The sequence below is a fragment of the Streptomyces sp. NBC_01525 genome, from assembly GCF_045040405.1.
GTDB lineage: Bacteria > Actinomycetota > Actinomycetes > Streptomycetales > Streptomycetaceae > Streptomyces > Streptomyces benahoarensis.
Genome location: NZ_CP109397.1, coordinates 1,859,522 through 1,875,125, shown reverse-complemented (window position 1 = coordinate 1,875,125; position 15,604 = coordinate 1,859,522). Strand labels below are relative to the sequence as shown.

The following is a 15,604-nucleotide window of genomic DNA, read 5'->3' as shown; positions in this document are numbered from 1 at the left end:
GCCTCCAGGGGCCGGACGCGCGCGGTCTGCGGGGGTCGCGAGCGGCGGCCGGTCAGCGCTCCGGGAGCAGCCCGGCGGCGTCCAGCATCCGGCCGACCTCGGCGACGGCCGCCTCGTCCAGCGGGAGTTGGGGGACTGCGGTCGTACCGTGCGCGATGACGCCGCGCAGCGCCAGCGCCGCCTTGAACGCCCCGAGCGCCGACGAGCTGCGCCCCATCTCGGCCTCCGGGCCGACGTCCACCATGGCGAACAGCGCCGCCAGCCGCTCCTGTTCGGCGGCGGCAGCCGCCCAGTCCCCGGCCCGCGCCGCGTCGTGGAGGCGTACGTACCCGGCCGGATCGACGTTCCCGAGCCCGGGCACCACGCCGTCCACGCCCGCCAACAGCGCGGCGTCCACGGTCAGTTCGGAGCCGGTCAGCACCGAGAATCCGGGCGCCGGGCCGGTGCGGCGCCCGGTGCGGCCGCCCAGCGCGACCAGGAGCCGCCGCAGCCCGCCCTCGTCGCCGCTGCTGTCCTTGAGCCCGGCCAGCGTGCCGTCCTCGGCCAGCTCCCGCACCAGCGCGGCGGGCAGCTTGGTGTGGACGGCGACGGGGATGTCGTACGCGAAGAGCGGCAGGCCGGCGGCGCGGACGCGGCGGAAGTGCGCGGCGATCTCGCGCGGATGGGTGCGGGTGTAGAACGGCGCGGTGGCGACGAGGGCGTCGGCGCCGAGGCGGGCCGCGGCGGTGGCGTGCACGAGGACGCGGGGGGTGGTGGTGTCGATGACCCCGGCGAGCACCGGGACGCGGCCGCCCGCCGCCCGGACGACGGTGTCGAGGACCTGGGCGCGCTGGTCGTCGGTGAGGTAGGCGACCTCGCCGGTCGAGCCCAGCGCGAACAGCCCGTGGACGCCGCCGTCGAGGAGGTGGTGCACCAGGCGGGTGAGGGAGGCGGTGTCGACCTCGCCGTGCGGGTCGAGCGGGGTGCAGAGCGGGGGGACGACGCCGTGCAGGGGCGCGGGCAGTGCCATGGGCTCTCCAGCGGTGGTGCGTGGGGCGGGCGTGCCGTCCTGCGGGACATCGGACATGGGATGTCCTATGTCTGGGTCACAATAGCGAGGTGGACACGCGGTCGGTCAAGGGTGCCGGTCCCCGGCAGGGGGCGGGTCGCCGACCGCCGCACGGCAGATGCGGGAGAGGGAGATTCATGGCGCGAGGCACGCTGTCCGAGGACGTTCAGGGGCAGATCAAGCAGCTGATCCTGGAGCGCAGGCTCACGCCCGGCGACCCGCTGCCCACCGAAGCCGAACTGGTCGGCCTCCTCGACGTCAGCCGCAACTCCGTCCGCGAGGCGCTCAAGGCGCTCCAGGCCATGCGCATCGTCGAGATCCGGCACGGCTTCGGCACCTACGTCGGCCCCCTCACCCTCGAACCGTTCGTCGAGGGCGTCGCCTTCCGCGCCGCCGTCCGCCACCACCAGGGCGAATCCAGCCTCTACGAGCTGATGGAGGTCCGCGAGGCGCTGGAGTCCGGGCTCATCGCCACCGTCGCCCGCGATCTGCCCCCCGAGGACCTCGCCGTCCTCAAGGGCCTCGTCGCCCGCATGGGGGAGGAGGCCGCCGCCGGGCAGGTCAACGGCTCCACCGACCGCGCCTTCCACCTCGCGCTCTACCGCTCCCTCGGCAACCAGCTGCTCAGCGACGTCCTTGACGCCTTCTGGGAAGCGCTCCGTCGCGTCCGCGACGACCTCTCCGACGGTCCCCGGGACCCCCGGGTGACCCACCATCAGCACGCCGAGATCGTCGCCGCCCTGGAGGAGGGCGACGGCGACCGCGCGGTCGAGGCGATGCACCGGCACTTCGGCGACATCCGGCGGCGGTTGGCGGAGTGAGGGGGCGGTGCGCCCGGTCTCGGGGCTGACTTCGGGGCGGGCCCAGGCGTGACCGTCCTCCGGGCGCCCCCGGGGCGCCCGGTAAGGGAAGAAAGGCACCGACGCCCAGGCGAACCGGGGCGGCTCCACCACCGGCTTACCCGCCGCCTCCTCTCCCGAGGGCGCCCTGGACTTCGCGCTCCCGCTCAACACCGACCCGAAATCCCTCGCCCTCCTCATCGACGGCGGATACGGATTCCCCGGCGCCGTGAAGGGCTACGCCACCGAAGATCTCGACGCCGACCGTGCCTTCTTCGGCGGCCAGGAATACAGCAAGGTCCTCGCCGCTGCCGGAGCCCATGTCGACACCGCGTGCCTGGCCGACGGCGGCCTCAAGGCGTGACGGCGGGGCGCTCCCGCGGCCCCGGACCAAGATCGAAAGGCCCGTCCAGAGCATGATCCGCGGCCTCGCCGCCCATGGCACCATCACTGCCATGACTACTGCTGACCACGCCCCCGCCTCCGATCCCGCCTTCTCCGAGAACGCCGCGACCCGCGCCAAGGCCGCCCTCAAGCGCGACCCGTGGGACCTGCCCGACGTCTCCGGGCACGTCGTCGGCGTCCTCGGCGGCACCGGCGATCAGGGCCGCGGCCTCGCCTACCGCCTCGCCAAGGCCGGGCAGAAGGTGATCATCGGCTCCCGCGCCGCCGACCGCGCGCAGACCGCCGCCGCCGAACTCGGCCACGGCGTCGAGGGCGCCGACAACGCCGAATGCGCCCGCCGCAGCGACATCGTGATCGTCGCGGTGCCCTGGGACGGCCACGCCAAGACCCTCGAATCCCTCCGCGAGGAGCTGACCGGCAAGCTGGTCATCGACTGCGTCAACCCCCTCGGCTTCGACAAGAAGGGCGCCTACGCCCTCAAGCCCGAGGAGGGCAGCGCCGCCGAACAGGCCGCCGCCCTGCTCCCCGAATCCCGCGTCACCGCCGCCTTCCACCACCTGTCCGCCGTCCTCCTCCAGGACCCGGACACCCACGAGATCGACACCGATGTGATGGTCCTCGGCGAGTCCCGCGCCGACACCGACCTCGTCCAGGCCCTCGCCGGCCGCATCCCCGGCATGCGCGGCGTCTTCGCGGGCCGCCTCCGCAACGCCCATCAGGTCGAATCCCTCGTCGCCAACCTGATCTCCGTCAACCGGCGGTACAAGGCGCATGCGGGGGTGCGGCTCACGGACGTGTGAGCCCCGCCCCACGGCGTACCGCCCGGCGGGGGCGCGGCGCGGCCGGTGCCGGGGGCGATTCCCGGGGCCCCCGACCCTCGCCGGCCCCCTGGAACCCATGGGGGACACTGGGAGGGACCGCACCATCCCGACAGGAGCCGACCCCATGCCCTCCGTTCCCTCGTCCCGCCCGGCACCGCGACTGGCCGTCTTCGCCGTCCTGGTCTGCGTCCTCGCCGTGGCGGCCGCCGTCGTCTCGTTCGTCCAGGGCAGCTGGCTCGGCATCGTCTGGATCCTGATGGCCGGTATCTCCAGCAACATGGCGTGGTTCTACGTCCGCCGCGACCGGCTCGCCCGCGCCGCCGGGACGGAGACGGCGACCACGGGCTGAGGGGGGCGCGGCCGGGGCGCCGCCCCGCACCCCTACCGCACCGGAACCTGCGGCTCCCCCTGCCAGAAGCGGAAGAATTCCTGGCCCCAGTAGGAGTCCCAGCGGGAGACGCCCAGGGGGTCGAGGATCGTGTCCACGAGCTGGAAGAACACGTGGTTGACCTCCGGGACCCACAGCAGGCCGAAGACCGCCAGCAGGCCGAACGGGGCGAACGGTTCGACCTGGCGGCGCAGGCCGGGGGGGAGCCAGGGTTCGAGGACGCCGTAGCCGTCCAGGCCCGGGACGGGGACGAAGTTGAGGATCGCCGCCGTCACCTGGAGCAGGGCCAGGAACGCCAGGGCGTAGCGGAACGGGTCGGGGACGCCGTCCAGGGCGTGCAGCCAGAACGGGGCGGTGACGGCGGCGGCGAAGAGGATGTTGGTCAGCGGACCGGCGGCCGAGATCAGGCTGTGGCGCCAGCGGCCCTGGATGCGGTGGTCCTCGATGAAGACCGCGCCGCCGGGCAGACCGATCCCGCCCATGATCACGAAGATCACCGGCAGCACGATGCTCAGCAGGGCGTGGGTGTACTTGAGCGGGTTCAGCGTCAGATAGCCCTTGGCGCCCACGGAGATGTCGCCGCTGTGCAGCGCCGTCCTGGCGTGCGCGTACTCGTGGAGGCAGAGTGACACCACCCAGCCGGAGACGACGAACAGGAACACCGCGAAACCGGTGCTCGCGGCGAGCTGCTCGCTCCAGACGGCCCACCCCGAGACCGCCATCACCGCGACGAGCGCGAGAAAGACCGGGCTGACGCGGCGCTCGGCGTGCCGTACTGCGGTGGTCATCGTGCGGGGCTCCCAGGTGCGGACGGCGGTGGACGGTGCGTACGCGGTGTGGCCGGGCCGCACCGCAAGGGTGACGGTAGCCCCGACCGTATCGGCGCCGGGGCGGTCCGCGCACGGCCCGGGGCGGAACCGTTGTACGGGCGCGCGCCATCCCGTGTGCGCCCCGGCGGCTCGGTGCCGGGCTCCGCGCACCCGCGCCGGGACCCGGGACTCCCGTGTGCCCCCGGCCGTCCGGTCCCGGCGCGCCACCCGTATCCCGGTGCGGAATCGGGTGGGCGCGGAACGGACGCCCGGGAGAAGGTGGGGCGGGCCCGTTCCGGGTGCGGCGGACCGTATGGGGAGGAAGGGGGCGGAACGTGAACGACAATGTTCGGGTGCGGTACGGAATTCTGGGCACGACGCAGGCGCTGAGGACGGACGGGACGGCTGTGCCTCTCGGGGGCGCGCGGCTGCGCGCGCTGCTGGCCGCGCTCGCGCTGCGGCCGGGCCGGGCGCTGCCCACCGCCGCGCTGATCGCGGACATCTGGGGGATGGACCCGCCGGCGGACGCGAACGGCGCGCTCCAGGCGCTGGTCGGCCGGTTGCGGCGGGCCCTGGGGCACGCGGCCGTCGCGTCCGCCGACGGCGCGTACCTGCTGTGCGCGGAGCCGGACGCGGTGGACCTGCCGCGGTTCGAGCGGCTGACCGCGGACGGCGCCGCGGCGCTCACCGGCGGCGACCCGCGCCGCGCCGCCGCCGTGCTGGACGAGGCGCTGGCGCTGTGGCGGGGCCCGGCCCTCGTCGACCTTCCGGCGGCCCGTACGGACGCGGTCCGGGCCGAGCGGCGACGGCTGGACGCCCGCCGCGTCCGGTTCGCCGCGGACCTCGCCCTCGGGCGGGCCGAGGAGGCGCTGCCGGGGCTGGACGCGCTGTGCCGGGACCATCCGCTGGACGAACCGTTGCAGGCGCTGCGGCTGCGGGCGCTGCGCGCCGCGGGCCGGACGGCGCAGGCGCTCGCCGCGTACGAGGAGGTCCGGGTGGGGATCGCGGACCGGCTCGGCGCGGATCCGGGGCCGGAACTCCGGGAGCTGCACGGGGAGTTGCTGAGATCCGGGCCGGTCGGGGAGGGTGTCGCCCCGTCGGCGTCCGGGCCGTCGCCGGACGCCGCCGGCGCGCCGGGGCCCGCATCCGTACTGGCGTCCCCGGCCCCGCCCGGTGAGTCCGCCACGCCCCCCGCCCCACCTGCGCCCCACGCGCACCCGAAGCCCTCCCCGCACCCGGCGGCGCCCCCGTCCCCCGGAAACCTCCGCGCCCGCCGCACCTCCTTCGTAGGCCGCGACGACGAACTGGCCGGGCTGCGGGCGGACCTCGCCGCGCACCGGCTCGTGACACTGCTGGGACCCGGCGGTGCGGGCAAGACCCGGCTCTCGCAGGAGGGGGCGGAGGTGGCCGCGGGGGCGTTGCCGGGGGCCTGGCCGCAGGGGGTGTGGCTGGTGGAGCTGGCGCCGGTCGACGATCCGGCGACGGTTCCGGAGACCGTGCTCACCGCCCTCGGTGCCCGCGAGACGGTGGTACGCGGCTCCACCGCGGAGGGGCTGCGCGCCGCCACCGACCCCACGGCGCTCGATCCGCTGGGCCGCCTCGCCGAGCACTGCTCCGACCACCGGATGCTGTTGATCCTCGACAACTGCGAGCACGTCATCGGTGCCGCCGCCGCGCTCGCCGAGCGGCTGCTGGCCGACTGCCCGGGGGTGACGGTCCTGGCGACGAGCCGGGAGCCGCTGGCCGTCCCCGGCGAGGTGCTGCGCCCGGTGGAGCCGCTGCCCGACCCGGTGGCGCTGCGGCTGCTCGCCGACCGGGGCGCCGTCGCCCGGCCCGGCTTCCGCGCCGCCGACGACCCGGCCGCGTGCGCGGAGATCTGCCGCCGCCTCGACGGGCTGCCGCTCGCCATCGAACTGGCCGCCGCCCGGCTGCGGATGCTCTCCCCGCGGCAGCTCGCCGATCGCCTCGACGACCGTTTCCGGCTGCTGACCAGCGGGAGCCGTACCGCGCTGCCCCGCCAGCAGACGCTGCGTGCCGTCGTCGACTGGTCCTGGGACCTCCTCGACGCGCCCGAACGCGCCGTGCTGCGGCGGCTGTCCGTCTTCGCCGGGGGCTGGGACCCGGAGCTGGCCGAGGAGGTCTGCGCGGGCGACGGCGCAGGCCGGCGGGAGGTGGCGGCCGTCCTCGGCTCGCTGATCGACAAGTCGCTGGTGGTCGCCGCCCCGGCGGCGGACGGCCGGATGCGTCACCGCCTCCTGGAGACGGTCGCGGAGTACGCGGGCGAGCGGCTGGACGAGGCGGGCGAACGCGCCGCCGCCGAGCGCCGTCACCTCGTCGCCCACCGCGAACTGGCCCGCACTGCCGACCCGTTGCTGCGCGGCCCCGGCCAACGGGCGTGGCTGGAGCGGCTGGAGCTGGAGCACGACAATCTGCGGACCGCGCTGCGCCGTGCCGTCGCCGCGTCCGACGAGCACGAGGCGCTGTGCCTGGTGCTGTCGCTCCAGTGGTTCTGGACGCTCCGCGATCACCGGGTCGACGCCCGTACGTGGGCGCGGGCGGCGGGGGCGCTGGGCCCGAACCCGTTCCTGTCGCCCGTCACCCCCGCCCCGGACCTCCACGACCGGCCGATCGACGCGCCGCCCCCGATGAGTGAGGAACAGCTGCTGGAGGCCCGCCGGGAGGTGCGGCTGGTGGAGCTGTCGTGCGCGGAGAACTACGCGGAACTGGTGGCCGCATCGGGGCGGAAGGAGGAGATGGCCGGGGTCCTCGCCGCGTACCGCGCGGGCATGCCGCAGACCTGCCGGGTGCCGGGCGCGCTCTGGTACTACCCGGTGCTGCTCTCCGGGCGGCAGGCCGATCTGGTGGAGCTCGCCGATCGGGGCGTCGCCGCCTGCCGCGCGCTCGGATACGACTGGGAGCTGGCGTTCGTCCTCCAACTGCGCGCGAAGATCCTCAACGACCGGCCCGGCGCGCTGGAGCAGGCGAGCCGGGATGCCGACGAGTCGCTGCGGCTGTTCGTGGAGATCGGCGACGACTGGGGAGTGGCCGAGGCGCTCGCCGGGCGGGGCGAGGCCCGGGAGGCGCGCGGCCGGTACGCGCTCGCCGCCGACGACTACCGCGCGGCCATGCGGTACGCCGAGGAGCTGGGCGCCCACGGCCAGACGCTGATCCTGCGGACCCGGCTGGGCGGGGCGCTGGTCGAGGACGGGCAGGGCGAGGAGGGGGAGCGGCTGCTGCGCGAGGTGCTGGCGCGGACCGAGGACCTGGCCGCCGGGCGGGACGCGGTGCCGTTCGCGCGGCTGACGCTGGCGATGCACCTGCTGGTGACGGGCCGGCTGGACGCGGCGCGCGAGCAGCTGGAGCTGGTGCGGGGGGACTCCCTGGCGTGGGGCCCGGACCTGTTCGTCGGGATGGTGGACGGGGTGCTGGTCGCCGCGGAGGTCGAGGCGGGCCGCCCCGAGGGGCTGCTGCCGCGGCTGCGGGCGGCCCTCGCCAAGATGCAGGACGGGCTGACCCGGCTGGTGGCACCGGACCTTCCGGTGACCCAACTGCTCACCGGTGCACGGGTGGTGCTCGCGGTGCACGGCGCCGGGGCGGGGCGGGACGCGGCACGGCTGGTGGGCGCGTACGACGCCCTGTGGTCGCCGGGGCACGTCCCGCAGCGGGTGGTCCGGCACCTCAGGGAGACGGCGGAGGCGGATGCCCGCGCGGCGGTCGGCGACGCGGCGTACGCCCGGTGGTACGCCGAAGGCGGTGGCCTCTCCTTGGAGGAGGCCACCGCCCTCATCTGACGCGAGCCGGGCGAAGGACTCCCGGGGCGCGTGGCCGCCGGGCGCGTCAGGTCCGGTCCCCGCCCGGCGGCGGAACGGGCCCGCCACCGGCGCGGTGCGGTTCTCCGTAACGGTCGGTTCTCCGTAACGGAACGGCTCTCCGCCGCGGATCAGGTCTTCGTACGGAACTTCTTGACCGCCAGCGGCATCGTGACCGCCGTGATGACCGCCGCCCAGCCGAGCGTGATCAGCGCGGGGTGGGCGACGGCGCCGTGCCCGTTGACCAGGGCGCGGGCGGCGTCGGCGAGGTTGGAGAGCGGGTTGACCTTGGTGAAGCCCTCCAGCCAGCCGGGCATCGACGCGGTCGGCGCGAAGATCGACGAGCCGAACTGCAGCGGCATCAGGACGAGCATCGCCAGCCCCTGCACCGCCTGCGGCGTCTTCACCGACAGCCCCAGCAGGATGAAGATCCACATCAGGGCGGCGCCGAAGACCGTCGACAGGGCGACCGAACCGAGGAACGGCAGGATGCCGCCCTTGATCTCCAGGCCCAGCAGAAAGCCCATGACCAGCAGGATCGTGGTGGCGATCAGCATCCGGCCGACCTCGACGACGATCTTGGCGATCAGCACCGAGGAGCGGGCTATCGGCATGGTCCGGAAGCGGTCCATGACGCCCTTGCGGAAGTCCTCGTTGACGCCGCTGCCCACCGCCATGGCGATGTTCATGCCCATCATCGCCATCATGCCGGGCACCAGGTACTGCACATATTCCTGCTGCTGGCCCTTGCCCGCGATGGCGCCGCCGAAGACGTAGACGAACAGCAGGATGAAGATGACGGGCATCAGCAGGGCGTCGAACATCGACTCGGGATCCTGCTTGATCTGGAGGGCGTTGCGCCGCACCAGCGCGCCGATGTGGCGCAGGTTGGCGCGCAGTCCGATCCGGCCCTCGTCGGCGCCCGGCTTCGTCGCCGGTGCCGTCGGTGTCGCGGCACTCATGCCGATACCTCCGCGTACTGCTGGTCGTTCTCGCGCGCGTCGTCGTCGGCCGGTGCCTCCGAGGACTTCTGGCCGGTGAGGGCGAGGAACACCTCGTCCAGGCTGGGCAGATGGGTGCTGATCCCGGCGAGGGCGATGTCATGGCGCCCCAACAGGCCGATCACCGCGGTCAGTTGCTCGTCGCTGATGATGGGGACGTTGACGACGCCCTCGGCGGGGTCGGGCGTCGCGCCGCCGATGCCGTCGAGACCGGCGCCCGCCAGGGCCGCGGCCACCGCGTGGAGGGCGGTGGGGTCGGCGGGCCGGATCTGCAGGGTGCGGCCGCCGACCTTGGCCTTCAGCTCGTCGACGAGGCCCTCGGCGATGACCCGGCCGCGGTCGATGACCGTCAGCTCGTTCGCCAGCTGCTCGGCCTCCTCCATGTACTGCGTGGTCAGCAGCACGGTGGCGCCCTCGCGGACCATGCGCCGCACCTCGTCCCACACCTCGTTGCGGGTACGCGGGTCGAGGCCGGTCGTCGGCTCGTCCAGGTAGAGGACGGCGGGCCGCCCGATCATGGACGCGGCAAGGTCGAGGCGGCGGCGCATCCCGCCGGAGTACTTGGCGGCGGGGCGCTTGGCGGCGTCGGTGAGCGAGAACCGCTCCAGCATCTCGTCGGCGCGGCGCCGGGCGTCCGTGCGGGACAGGTCGAGGAGCCGGCCGATCAGGTAGAGGTTCTCGTAGCCGGAGAGCTTCTCGTCGACCGAGGCGTACTGTCCGGTCAGCCCGATGGTGCGGCGCAGCGCGCGGGGCTGGCGCACCACGTCGTACCCGGCGACCACGGCGCTCCCGGCGTCCGGGACGAGCAGCGTGGACAGGCAGCGGACGAGCGTGGTCTTACCGGCGCCGTTCGGTCCGAGTACGCCGAGCACGGTGCCTTCGCGCACGTCCAGGTCCACCCCGTCGACGGCTTTCACGTCGCCGAAGTGCTTGACCAGACCGCGCACCTCCACGGCGTTGCCGCCTCGGGGGGTCTTCGTCTGTCGTGTCATGCCCCTACGGTGCCGGGCCCCGCCGACACGCCACCGACAGACCGCCGACAGGGGCCGGGCCGCGGCCACGGACCGCCGGTACGGGGCCGGTACGAGGCCGACACGGGGGCCGGTACGGACGCGCACCAGCCCCCGGCCACGCCCCTAGTGGAAGGTGTGCCGCTCCTCCGGGAACGTCCCGGCGACGACCTCCTCGGCGAACTCCTTCGCCGCCCCGCCCAGCAGCTCCCGCAGCGCGAGGTACTGCTTGGCGAAGCGCGGGACCCGGCCCGCGGTCATCCCGGCCATGTCCGTCCACACCAGCACCTGCGCGTCGCACTCCGCCCCGGCGCCGATGCCGACCGTCGGGATGTGCAGCGACCGCGTGACCTCGGCGGCCAGCTCCGCGGGGACGGCCTCCAGGACCACCGCGAACGCGCCCGCGTCCTGCACCGCCTTGGCGTCCCGCAGCAGCTGCTGCGCGGCCTCCTCACCGCGGCCCTGGACGGGGTAGCCGCCGAACGCGTGGACCGACTGCGGGGTCAGCCCGATGTGCGCCATGACGGGGATGCCGGACGACACCAGCAGCTCCACCTGGTGCGCGGAGCGCTCCCCGCCCTCCAGCTTCACGGCCCCGGCCCCGGCCTCCTTGACCAGCCGGGTGGCGTTGCGCAGCGCCTGGACGGGGCCCTCCTGGTACGCGCCGAACGGCAGGTCGGCGACGATCAGGGCGTGGTCGGTGCCGCGGACGACGGCGGCGGACAGCAGGGTGATCTCGTCCATCGTGACCGGCACGGTCGACTCGTAGCCGAGGTGGCAGTTGCCCATCGAGTCGCCGACGAGCAGGACGGGGATCCCGGCCTCGTCGAAGACCGACGCGGTCATCGCGTCGTAGGCGGTCAGCATCGGCCATTTCTCCCCGCGCTCCTTGGCGGCGGCGATGTCGCGGACGGTGACCCGGCGTGAGCGGGTCCCGCCGTAGAGGGCCTTGCCGGGCTCGGCGGGCGGCGTCGCTGCGGGCTCCGCGGCCGGTTTCCGGGCAGGCGAAAGCTGCGTCATGGTGACGGCTCCTGTTCTCATCTCGAAGCGCCCTTACGGCGTCTCCGGACTCCCCTCCATGCTGGCACGCCCCACCGGGACGGGGAAGGGGGAGGCCGTCCGGCGGGGGCGGGCCAGGCGCCTGACCTGGGCCGGGCCGGAGGGCCGTCCCGTTCCCTGCGGGCGCCCCGATATCCCCGGGACATCCCCGGGTCCGCCCCGCCGCACCCCGGCCTTCCCCGGAGGAAACGGCGATACGGAACGGTGCCGTATCGAAAGGCGTACGCTGGCGGGCATGGCCAACTCCCCGATCCGCTCGGGCGACCCGAGCCCCGGCCGCGTCGACGCGACCGTGCACCGCCGCCGCTGGGTGATCCTCTCCGTGCTCATGCTCAGCCTGCTGATCGTGGTGCTCGACAACTCCATCCTCAACATCGCGATGAAGACCATCGCGATGCCCGCGCCCGCCGGTCTGGGCGCCACCCAGAGCGAGCTGGAGTGGGCGATCAACGCCTACACGCTGGTCTTTGCCGGGCTGCTGTTCACCTCGGGCCTGCTCGGCGACCGCCTCGGCCGCAAGAAGGTCCTGCTGTTCGGGCTGGCGGTGTTCGGCGCCGGGTCGGTGCTCGCCGCGTTCGCCGCCTCGCCCGTTCAGCTGATCGCGTTCCGCGCCCTGATGGGCCTGGGCGGCGCCTTCGTGATGCCCGCGACCCTCGCCGTCCTGATGAACGTCTTCGAGCGCGAGGAGCAGCCGAAGGCGATCGGCGTCTGGGCGGGCGGCGTGGGCCTGGCCATCGCCGTCGGCCCGATCGCCGGCGGTCTGCTGCTCGACCGCTTCTGGTGGGGCTCGGTCTTCCTGATCAACGTCCCGATCGTGCTGGTCACGCTGGTGGCGATGGCCTTCCTGGTGCCCGACTCCCGCGACCCGGCGCCCGGCCGCCTCGACCCGGTCGGCGTCGCGCTCTCCGTCGTCGGCCTGGTCCTGCTGGTCTACGGCATCATCAAGGGCGGTCAGCTCGCCGACTTCACCGACCCGGAGGTGATCGGCACCGTCCTCGGCGGCCTCGCCGTCCTCGCGGTCTTCGTCGTCCACCAGAAGCGCAGCGACCACCCGTCCATCGACATCGGCTACTTCCGCAACCCGGCCTTCTCCGCCGCCGTCGCCGCCATCGCGCTGGTCTTCTTCGCGCTGATGGGCGTCACCTTCTTCATCGTCTTCTACGTGCAGAGCGTGCGCGGCTACACCCCGCTGGAGTCGGGGCTGCTGATCCTGCCGCTGGCCGCCGCGCAGCTGATCTTCGCGCCGCGCGCCCGGCACGTCGTCGACCGCTTCGGCGCCCGCGCGGTGTGCACCGCCGGGATGCTCACCGTCGCCGTCACCATGGCCGGACTGCTGCTGCTCGACGTCTCCACCCCGATGTGGCTGATGGAGGTGATCTTCTTCCTCCAGGGCACCGGCATGGCGCACATCATGCCGCCGGTCACCGTCTCGATCATGCAGTCGCTGCCCCGGGAGAAGGCCGGTTCCGGTTCGGCGCTCAACAACACCTTCCGGCAGGTCGGCGGCACCCTCGGCGTCGCGGTCCTCGGCTCGGTGCTCTCCACGACCTACCGCGACTCCATCAAGGACGCCCTCAACTCCGTCCCGGATCTTCCCGGGCCGGTGCGGCACGCCGCCGGTGAGTCCATCGAGGCCACCCTCGGCGTCGCCGCCCGGCTGGGCCCCGCCGGGCGGCCCCTGGTGACCGCCGCGCAGGACGCCTTCGTCCACGCCATGCACCTCACCGCCCTCGCCTCGTCCGGCATCGCGCTGGTCGGCGCCGTGGTGGTCGCGGTGTTCCTGCCCGGCCGCCCGGCGACCGCCGCGCCCGTCGCCGCGCCGCGCCCGGACGAGACCGCGCGGGCCCCGAAATGACCGGCCCGACCGCACCTGATGGCCCTGGCGGCCGCCCCGGCCCGGCCACCCCGGAGGCGGCGGACGGGCGCCGCGGCCGTCCCCGCTCCGCCGCGGCGGACACCGCCATCGTCGAGGCGGTGCTGCGCCTCATCGAGGAAGGTGCCTCCATCGGCGACCTGTCGATGGAGGGCATCGCCCGGGCCGCGGGCGTCGGCAAGGCCACCGTCTACCGCCGCTGGCCCGGCAAGAACGCCCTGCTCCTGGACGTCGTCCGCTCCCTGGAGGACGACCTTCCCCCGGCGCGCGGCGACTCGGTCCGCGACGACCTCGTCGCCATGCTGGAGCATCTGCGCCGCCGCGGCCTCGCCAAGCGCCACTCCGCGGTGTTCCGCTCCGTCCTCACGCACGTCCAGGCGCAGCCCGCCGTCTGGCGCGAGTACCACGAGACCGTCATACGGGCCCGCCGCGAGGCGATGCACGCGATACTGCGGCGGGGGATGGCGCGGGGCGAGATCCGCGCCGACCGCGAGGTCGATGTGCTCGCCGATCTCTTCGTCGGCCCGATGCTGGCACGGGCCCTCCTCGACGAGCGCACGGCGCTGCCCGAGGGGCTCGCCGAGCAGATCGTCGACACGGTGCTGGAGGGGGTGCGCCCGCGCCCGTGAGCGGACGGCGCCCGGACCGCGCCCGGCGGGGTGCCGCGCGCCGGGGCGGGCGGACGCATGTGCCCGTTCTGTCACAGGATGCGATGCGGGACCCGCGGCCGGAACTTTCCCCCGAGGCCGCCTCGTCACTACACGTGGAAAAGCGGCGCCCGGCGATCACCTAGGGTCGGTGGGCGGAGTCGAGGCCGCGGGAGACAGAGCAGTGAGGGAAGCGGAATGGCGCAGGCGTACATGACGGAGCCGGAGCAGGGGCCGGGCCCTGAACAGACCGGTTCCCGGGCCGAGCGTCTGCGCAGGTGGTGGGGGCCGGAGCGGATGTGGCGGCGCGGCATCGCGCTCGCGGTGCTGGCCGTGCTGCTCGGCCTGCTGATCCTGCTGCACGCCAGGATCCCCAACACCGTGGGCAACCTCGGCAGCCTCCTGGAGACGTTCCTGCCGTGGCTGGGCCTGGGCATCCCGCTGCTGCTCCTGCTCGCGGTGTTCCGCCGCTCGGCGACCGCGCTGGTCGCCCTGGTGCTGCCGGTCTTCGCCTGGGCCAACCTCTTCGGCGGCCAGCTCACCGGCAAGGCGGGCACCGGCGGCGATCTGACGTTCGTCACCCACAACGTCGACGCGGCCAACCCCGACCCCGCGGGCACCGCCCGGGACCTCGTGGCCGCCGACGCGGACGTCGTCGCCCTGGAGGAGGTGACGGCCCAGGCGCTGCCCGCCTACAAGAAGGGCCTCGCGACGGCGTACCCGTACCACGCGGTCAAGGGCACCGTCGGCCTCTGGAGCAAGCGGCCGCTGTCCGACGCGGCGTCGGTGCCGATCAAGATGGGGTGGACGCGGGCCCTGCGCGCCACGCTGACCACCCCGGACGGCGACAAGATCGCGGTGTACGTCGCGCATCTGCCCTCGGTGCGGGTCAAGGTCAAGGCGGGCTTCACCGCCAGCCAGCGCGACGCCAGCGCCGCCGCGCTCGGTAAGGCCGTCTCGCAGGAGCCGCTGCGCCAGGTGGTGCTCCTCGGCGACCTCAACGGCACGATGAACGACCGCTCGCTGGCGCCCATCACCTCCCAGATGCGGTCGGCGCAGGGCGCGGCGGGCGACGGCTTCGGCTTCACCTGGCCGGTGTCGTTCCCGATGGCCCGGATCGACCAGATCATGACCCGGGACCTGAATCCGGTGGCCGCCTGGACGCTGCCCGCCACCGGCAGCGACCACCTGCCGATCGCCGCGTCGATCAACCTCTCCGGCGGCTCCTGACCACACGGGGCGACCTAGTTGTTCTGTCCCGGGAGGTTGTGGACGGGGCGCGCGGCTCGGCGGCGTTAGTTCATGCAGGTTCAGTGCCGGTGAGTCCGGCGTTGCGCTTGGCACCAACTCGACTCCAGGTGACATTGTGACTACGTAAAGTAACAATCCAGGAGGTGTCACCATGGGTGATTTCAATGTCGTGTCCGTGCCGGCAAAGATTGAGGGCGGGGTGAAGTCCGGTGTGACCGTCCGGCGTGACGACATCTTCACCGTCTCCGGAAGCGGGCGGGCACAGTACGACCAGACGCGCGTGACGTACCCCGACGGGACCCGGTACATCGACGACAAGTTCGCTGGGGCGCATGTGACACAGACCGTCCTGCCCGGAGCGCCCGTGGGGGCGCTGATCGCCCGCGTCGGTTCGGGCCCGTGGTTCGCAGCCGGCCCTTCCCAGACCTTCTCCGCCCAAGAAGACGGCGAAATCACTGTCGCGTACAACGACCGCCCCGGAATGTACGGCGACAACTCTGGCGAATACACCGCATCAATTGAAAATCATGGAAAACGCTCGTAAATCGCCCACCGTCTGAGGGCGTAGGTGGGGTGAAGGGCGGGCGGACCGGCGTCAGCGACGGCCACCCGGGCCGCCTCTTCGCCTGCACGGGCCTCCCGTC

13 protein-coding genes and 1 pseudogene are annotated in these 15,604 nt (G+C 73.9%); 9 read left to right on the top strand and 5 right to left on the bottom strand.

The genetic code is table 11. The features are described 5' to 3' along the window. Positions 1–52 precede the first annotated feature (52 nt). A complete protein-coding gene (locus tag OG422_RS08365; RefSeq protein ID WP_405747688.1) occupies positions 53–1,009 on the bottom strand; it encodes a dihydrodipicolinate synthase family protein in 957 nt (318 codons plus the stop codon). 176 nt (positions 1,010–1,185) lie between these two features. Here OG422_RS08365 and OG422_RS08360 point away from each other — a divergent pair, with 176 nt between their 5' ends. From OG422_RS08360 to OG422_RS08345, 4 genes are all read left to right on the top strand, one after another. Next, the gene (locus OG422_RS08360; RefSeq protein WP_143940449.1) at positions 1,186–1,869 is read left to right on the top strand and encodes a FadR/GntR family transcriptional regulator; all 684 of its coding nucleotides are present in this window, start codon (positions 1,186–1,188) and stop codon (positions 1,867–1,869) included. 247 nt (positions 1,870–2,116) lie between these two features. Further along, positions 2,117–2,251, top strand: coding sequence for a hypothetical protein (locus OG422_RS08355; RefSeq protein ID WP_349628723.1), 135 nt, complete (start codon positions 2,117–2,119; stop codon positions 2,249–2,251). A gap of 91 nt (positions 2,252–2,342) precedes the next feature. Then, positions 2,343–3,092, top strand: a complete 750-nt coding sequence (npdG, locus tag OG422_RS08350) for an NADPH-dependent F420 reductase (protein WP_405741501.1) — start codon at positions 2,343–2,345, stop codon at positions 3,090–3,092. 145 nt (positions 3,093–3,237) lie between these two features. Beyond that, positions 3,238–3,462: a hypothetical protein gene (locus OG422_RS08345; RefSeq protein ID WP_143940450.1), complete on the top strand. Its 225-nt coding sequence runs from the start codon at positions 3,238–3,240 to the stop codon at positions 3,460–3,462. 32 nt (positions 3,463–3,494) lie between these two features. Here OG422_RS08345 and OG422_RS08340 read toward each other — a convergent pair whose 3' ends face one another. Beyond that, a complete protein-coding gene (locus OG422_RS08340; protein WP_405741498.1) occupies positions 3,495–4,289 on the bottom strand; it encodes a site-2 protease family protein in 795 nt (264 codons plus the stop codon). 356 nt (positions 4,290–4,645) lie between these two features. On the opposite strand from OG422_RS08340, the gene OG422_RS08335 reads away from it, so the two are divergent. Then, on the top strand, positions 4,646–8,101 hold the full coding sequence (locus OG422_RS08335) for an AfsR/SARP family transcriptional regulator (protein WP_405741495.1): 3,456 nt from the start codon (positions 4,646–4,648) through the stop codon (positions 8,099–8,101). Positions 8,102–8,250: 149 nt separating this feature from the next. On the opposite strand, the gene OG422_RS08330 is transcribed toward OG422_RS08335, so the two are convergent. The 3 genes and pseudogenes from OG422_RS08330 to panB form a co-directional block, all read right to left on the bottom strand. Next, positions 8,251–9,081, bottom strand: a complete 831-nt coding sequence (locus OG422_RS08330) for an ABC transporter permease (RefSeq protein WP_405741492.1) — start codon at positions 9,079–9,081, stop codon at positions 8,251–8,253. Continuing rightward, positions 9,078–10,031, bottom strand: a pseudogene (locus OG422_RS08325) (ATP-binding cassette domain-containing protein); the annotation flags it as partial. The gene OG422_RS08330 and the pseudogene OG422_RS08325, both read right to left, overlap by 4 nt. Positions 10,032–10,256: 225 nt before the next feature. Next, positions 10,257–11,150 carry a 3-methyl-2-oxobutanoate hydroxymethyltransferase gene (gene panB, locus OG422_RS08320; protein WP_405741489.1) on the bottom strand — a complete coding sequence of 298 codons (894 nt, stop codon included), beginning with the start codon at positions 11,148–11,150 and terminating at the stop codon, positions 10,257–10,259. Between the two features lie 274 nt (positions 11,151–11,424). On the opposite strand from panB, the gene OG422_RS08315 reads away from it, so the two are divergent. From OG422_RS08315 to OG422_RS08300, 4 genes are all read left to right on the top strand, one after another. Then, a complete protein-coding gene (locus OG422_RS08315; protein WP_405741486.1) occupies positions 11,425–13,044 on the top strand; it encodes an MFS transporter in 1,620 nt (539 codons plus the stop codon). Then, positions 13,041–13,691, top strand: coding sequence for a TetR/AcrR family transcriptional regulator (locus tag OG422_RS08310; RefSeq protein ID WP_405741483.1), 651 nt, complete (start codon positions 13,041–13,043; stop codon positions 13,689–13,691). The genes OG422_RS08315 and OG422_RS08310 overlap by 4 nt, the downstream gene beginning before the upstream one ends. Positions 13,692–14,006: 315 nt before the next feature. Next, entirely contained in the window at positions 14,007–14,939 is a 933-nt protein-coding gene (locus tag OG422_RS08305; protein WP_405747686.1) for an endonuclease/exonuclease/phosphatase family protein, read from the top strand. A 172-nt stretch (positions 14,940–15,111) separates the two neighbouring features. Then, the gene (locus OG422_RS08300; protein ID WP_405741480.1) at positions 15,112–15,504 is read left to right on the top strand and encodes a LecA/PA-IL family lectin; all 393 of its coding nucleotides are present in this window, start codon (positions 15,112–15,114) and stop codon (positions 15,502–15,504) included. The last annotated feature ends 100 nt before the right edge of the window (positions 15,505–15,604 follow it).

What these genes read in the sequence shown, in the direction of transcription:
- OG422_RS08365 (WP_405747688.1), bottom strand. Translation starts at nt 1,009, where the DNA reads ATGGCACTGCCCGCGCCCCTGCACGGCGTCGTCCCCCCGCTCTGCACC.
- OG422_RS08360 (WP_143940449.1), top strand. Translation starts at nt 1,186, where the DNA reads ATGGCGCGAGGCACGCTGTCCGAGGACGTTCAGGGGCAGATCAAGCAG.
- npdG (WP_405741501.1), top strand. Translation starts at nt 2,343, where the DNA reads ATGACTACTGCTGACCACGCCCCCGCCTCCGATCCCGCCTTCTCCGAG.
- OG422_RS08345 (WP_143940450.1), top strand. Translation starts at nt 3,238, where the DNA reads ATGCCCTCCGTTCCCTCGTCCCGCCCGGCACCGCGACTGGCCGTCTTC.
- OG422_RS08340 (WP_405741498.1), bottom strand. Translation starts at nt 4,289, where the DNA reads ATGACCACCGCAGTACGGCACGCCGAGCGCCGCGTCAGCCCGGTCTTT.
- OG422_RS08330 (WP_405741492.1), bottom strand. Translation starts at nt 9,081, where the DNA reads ATGAGTGCCGCGACACCGACGGCACCGGCGACGAAGCCGGGCGCCGAC.
- panB (WP_405741489.1), bottom strand. Translation starts at nt 11,150, where the DNA reads ATGACGCAGCTTTCGCCTGCCCGGAAACCGGCCGCGGAGCCCGCAGCG.
- OG422_RS08315 (WP_405741486.1), top strand. Translation starts at nt 11,425, where the DNA reads ATGGCCAACTCCCCGATCCGCTCGGGCGACCCGAGCCCCGGCCGCGTC.
- OG422_RS08310 (WP_405741483.1), top strand. Translation starts at nt 13,041, where the DNA reads ATGACCGGCCCGACCGCACCTGATGGCCCTGGCGGCCGCCCCGGCCCG.
- OG422_RS08305 (WP_405747686.1), top strand. Translation starts at nt 14,007, where the DNA reads ATGTGGCGGCGCGGCATCGCGCTCGCGGTGCTGGCCGTGCTGCTCGGC.
- OG422_RS08300 (WP_405741480.1), top strand. Translation starts at nt 15,112, where the DNA reads ATGGGTGATTTCAATGTCGTGTCCGTGCCGGCAAAGATTGAGGGCGGG.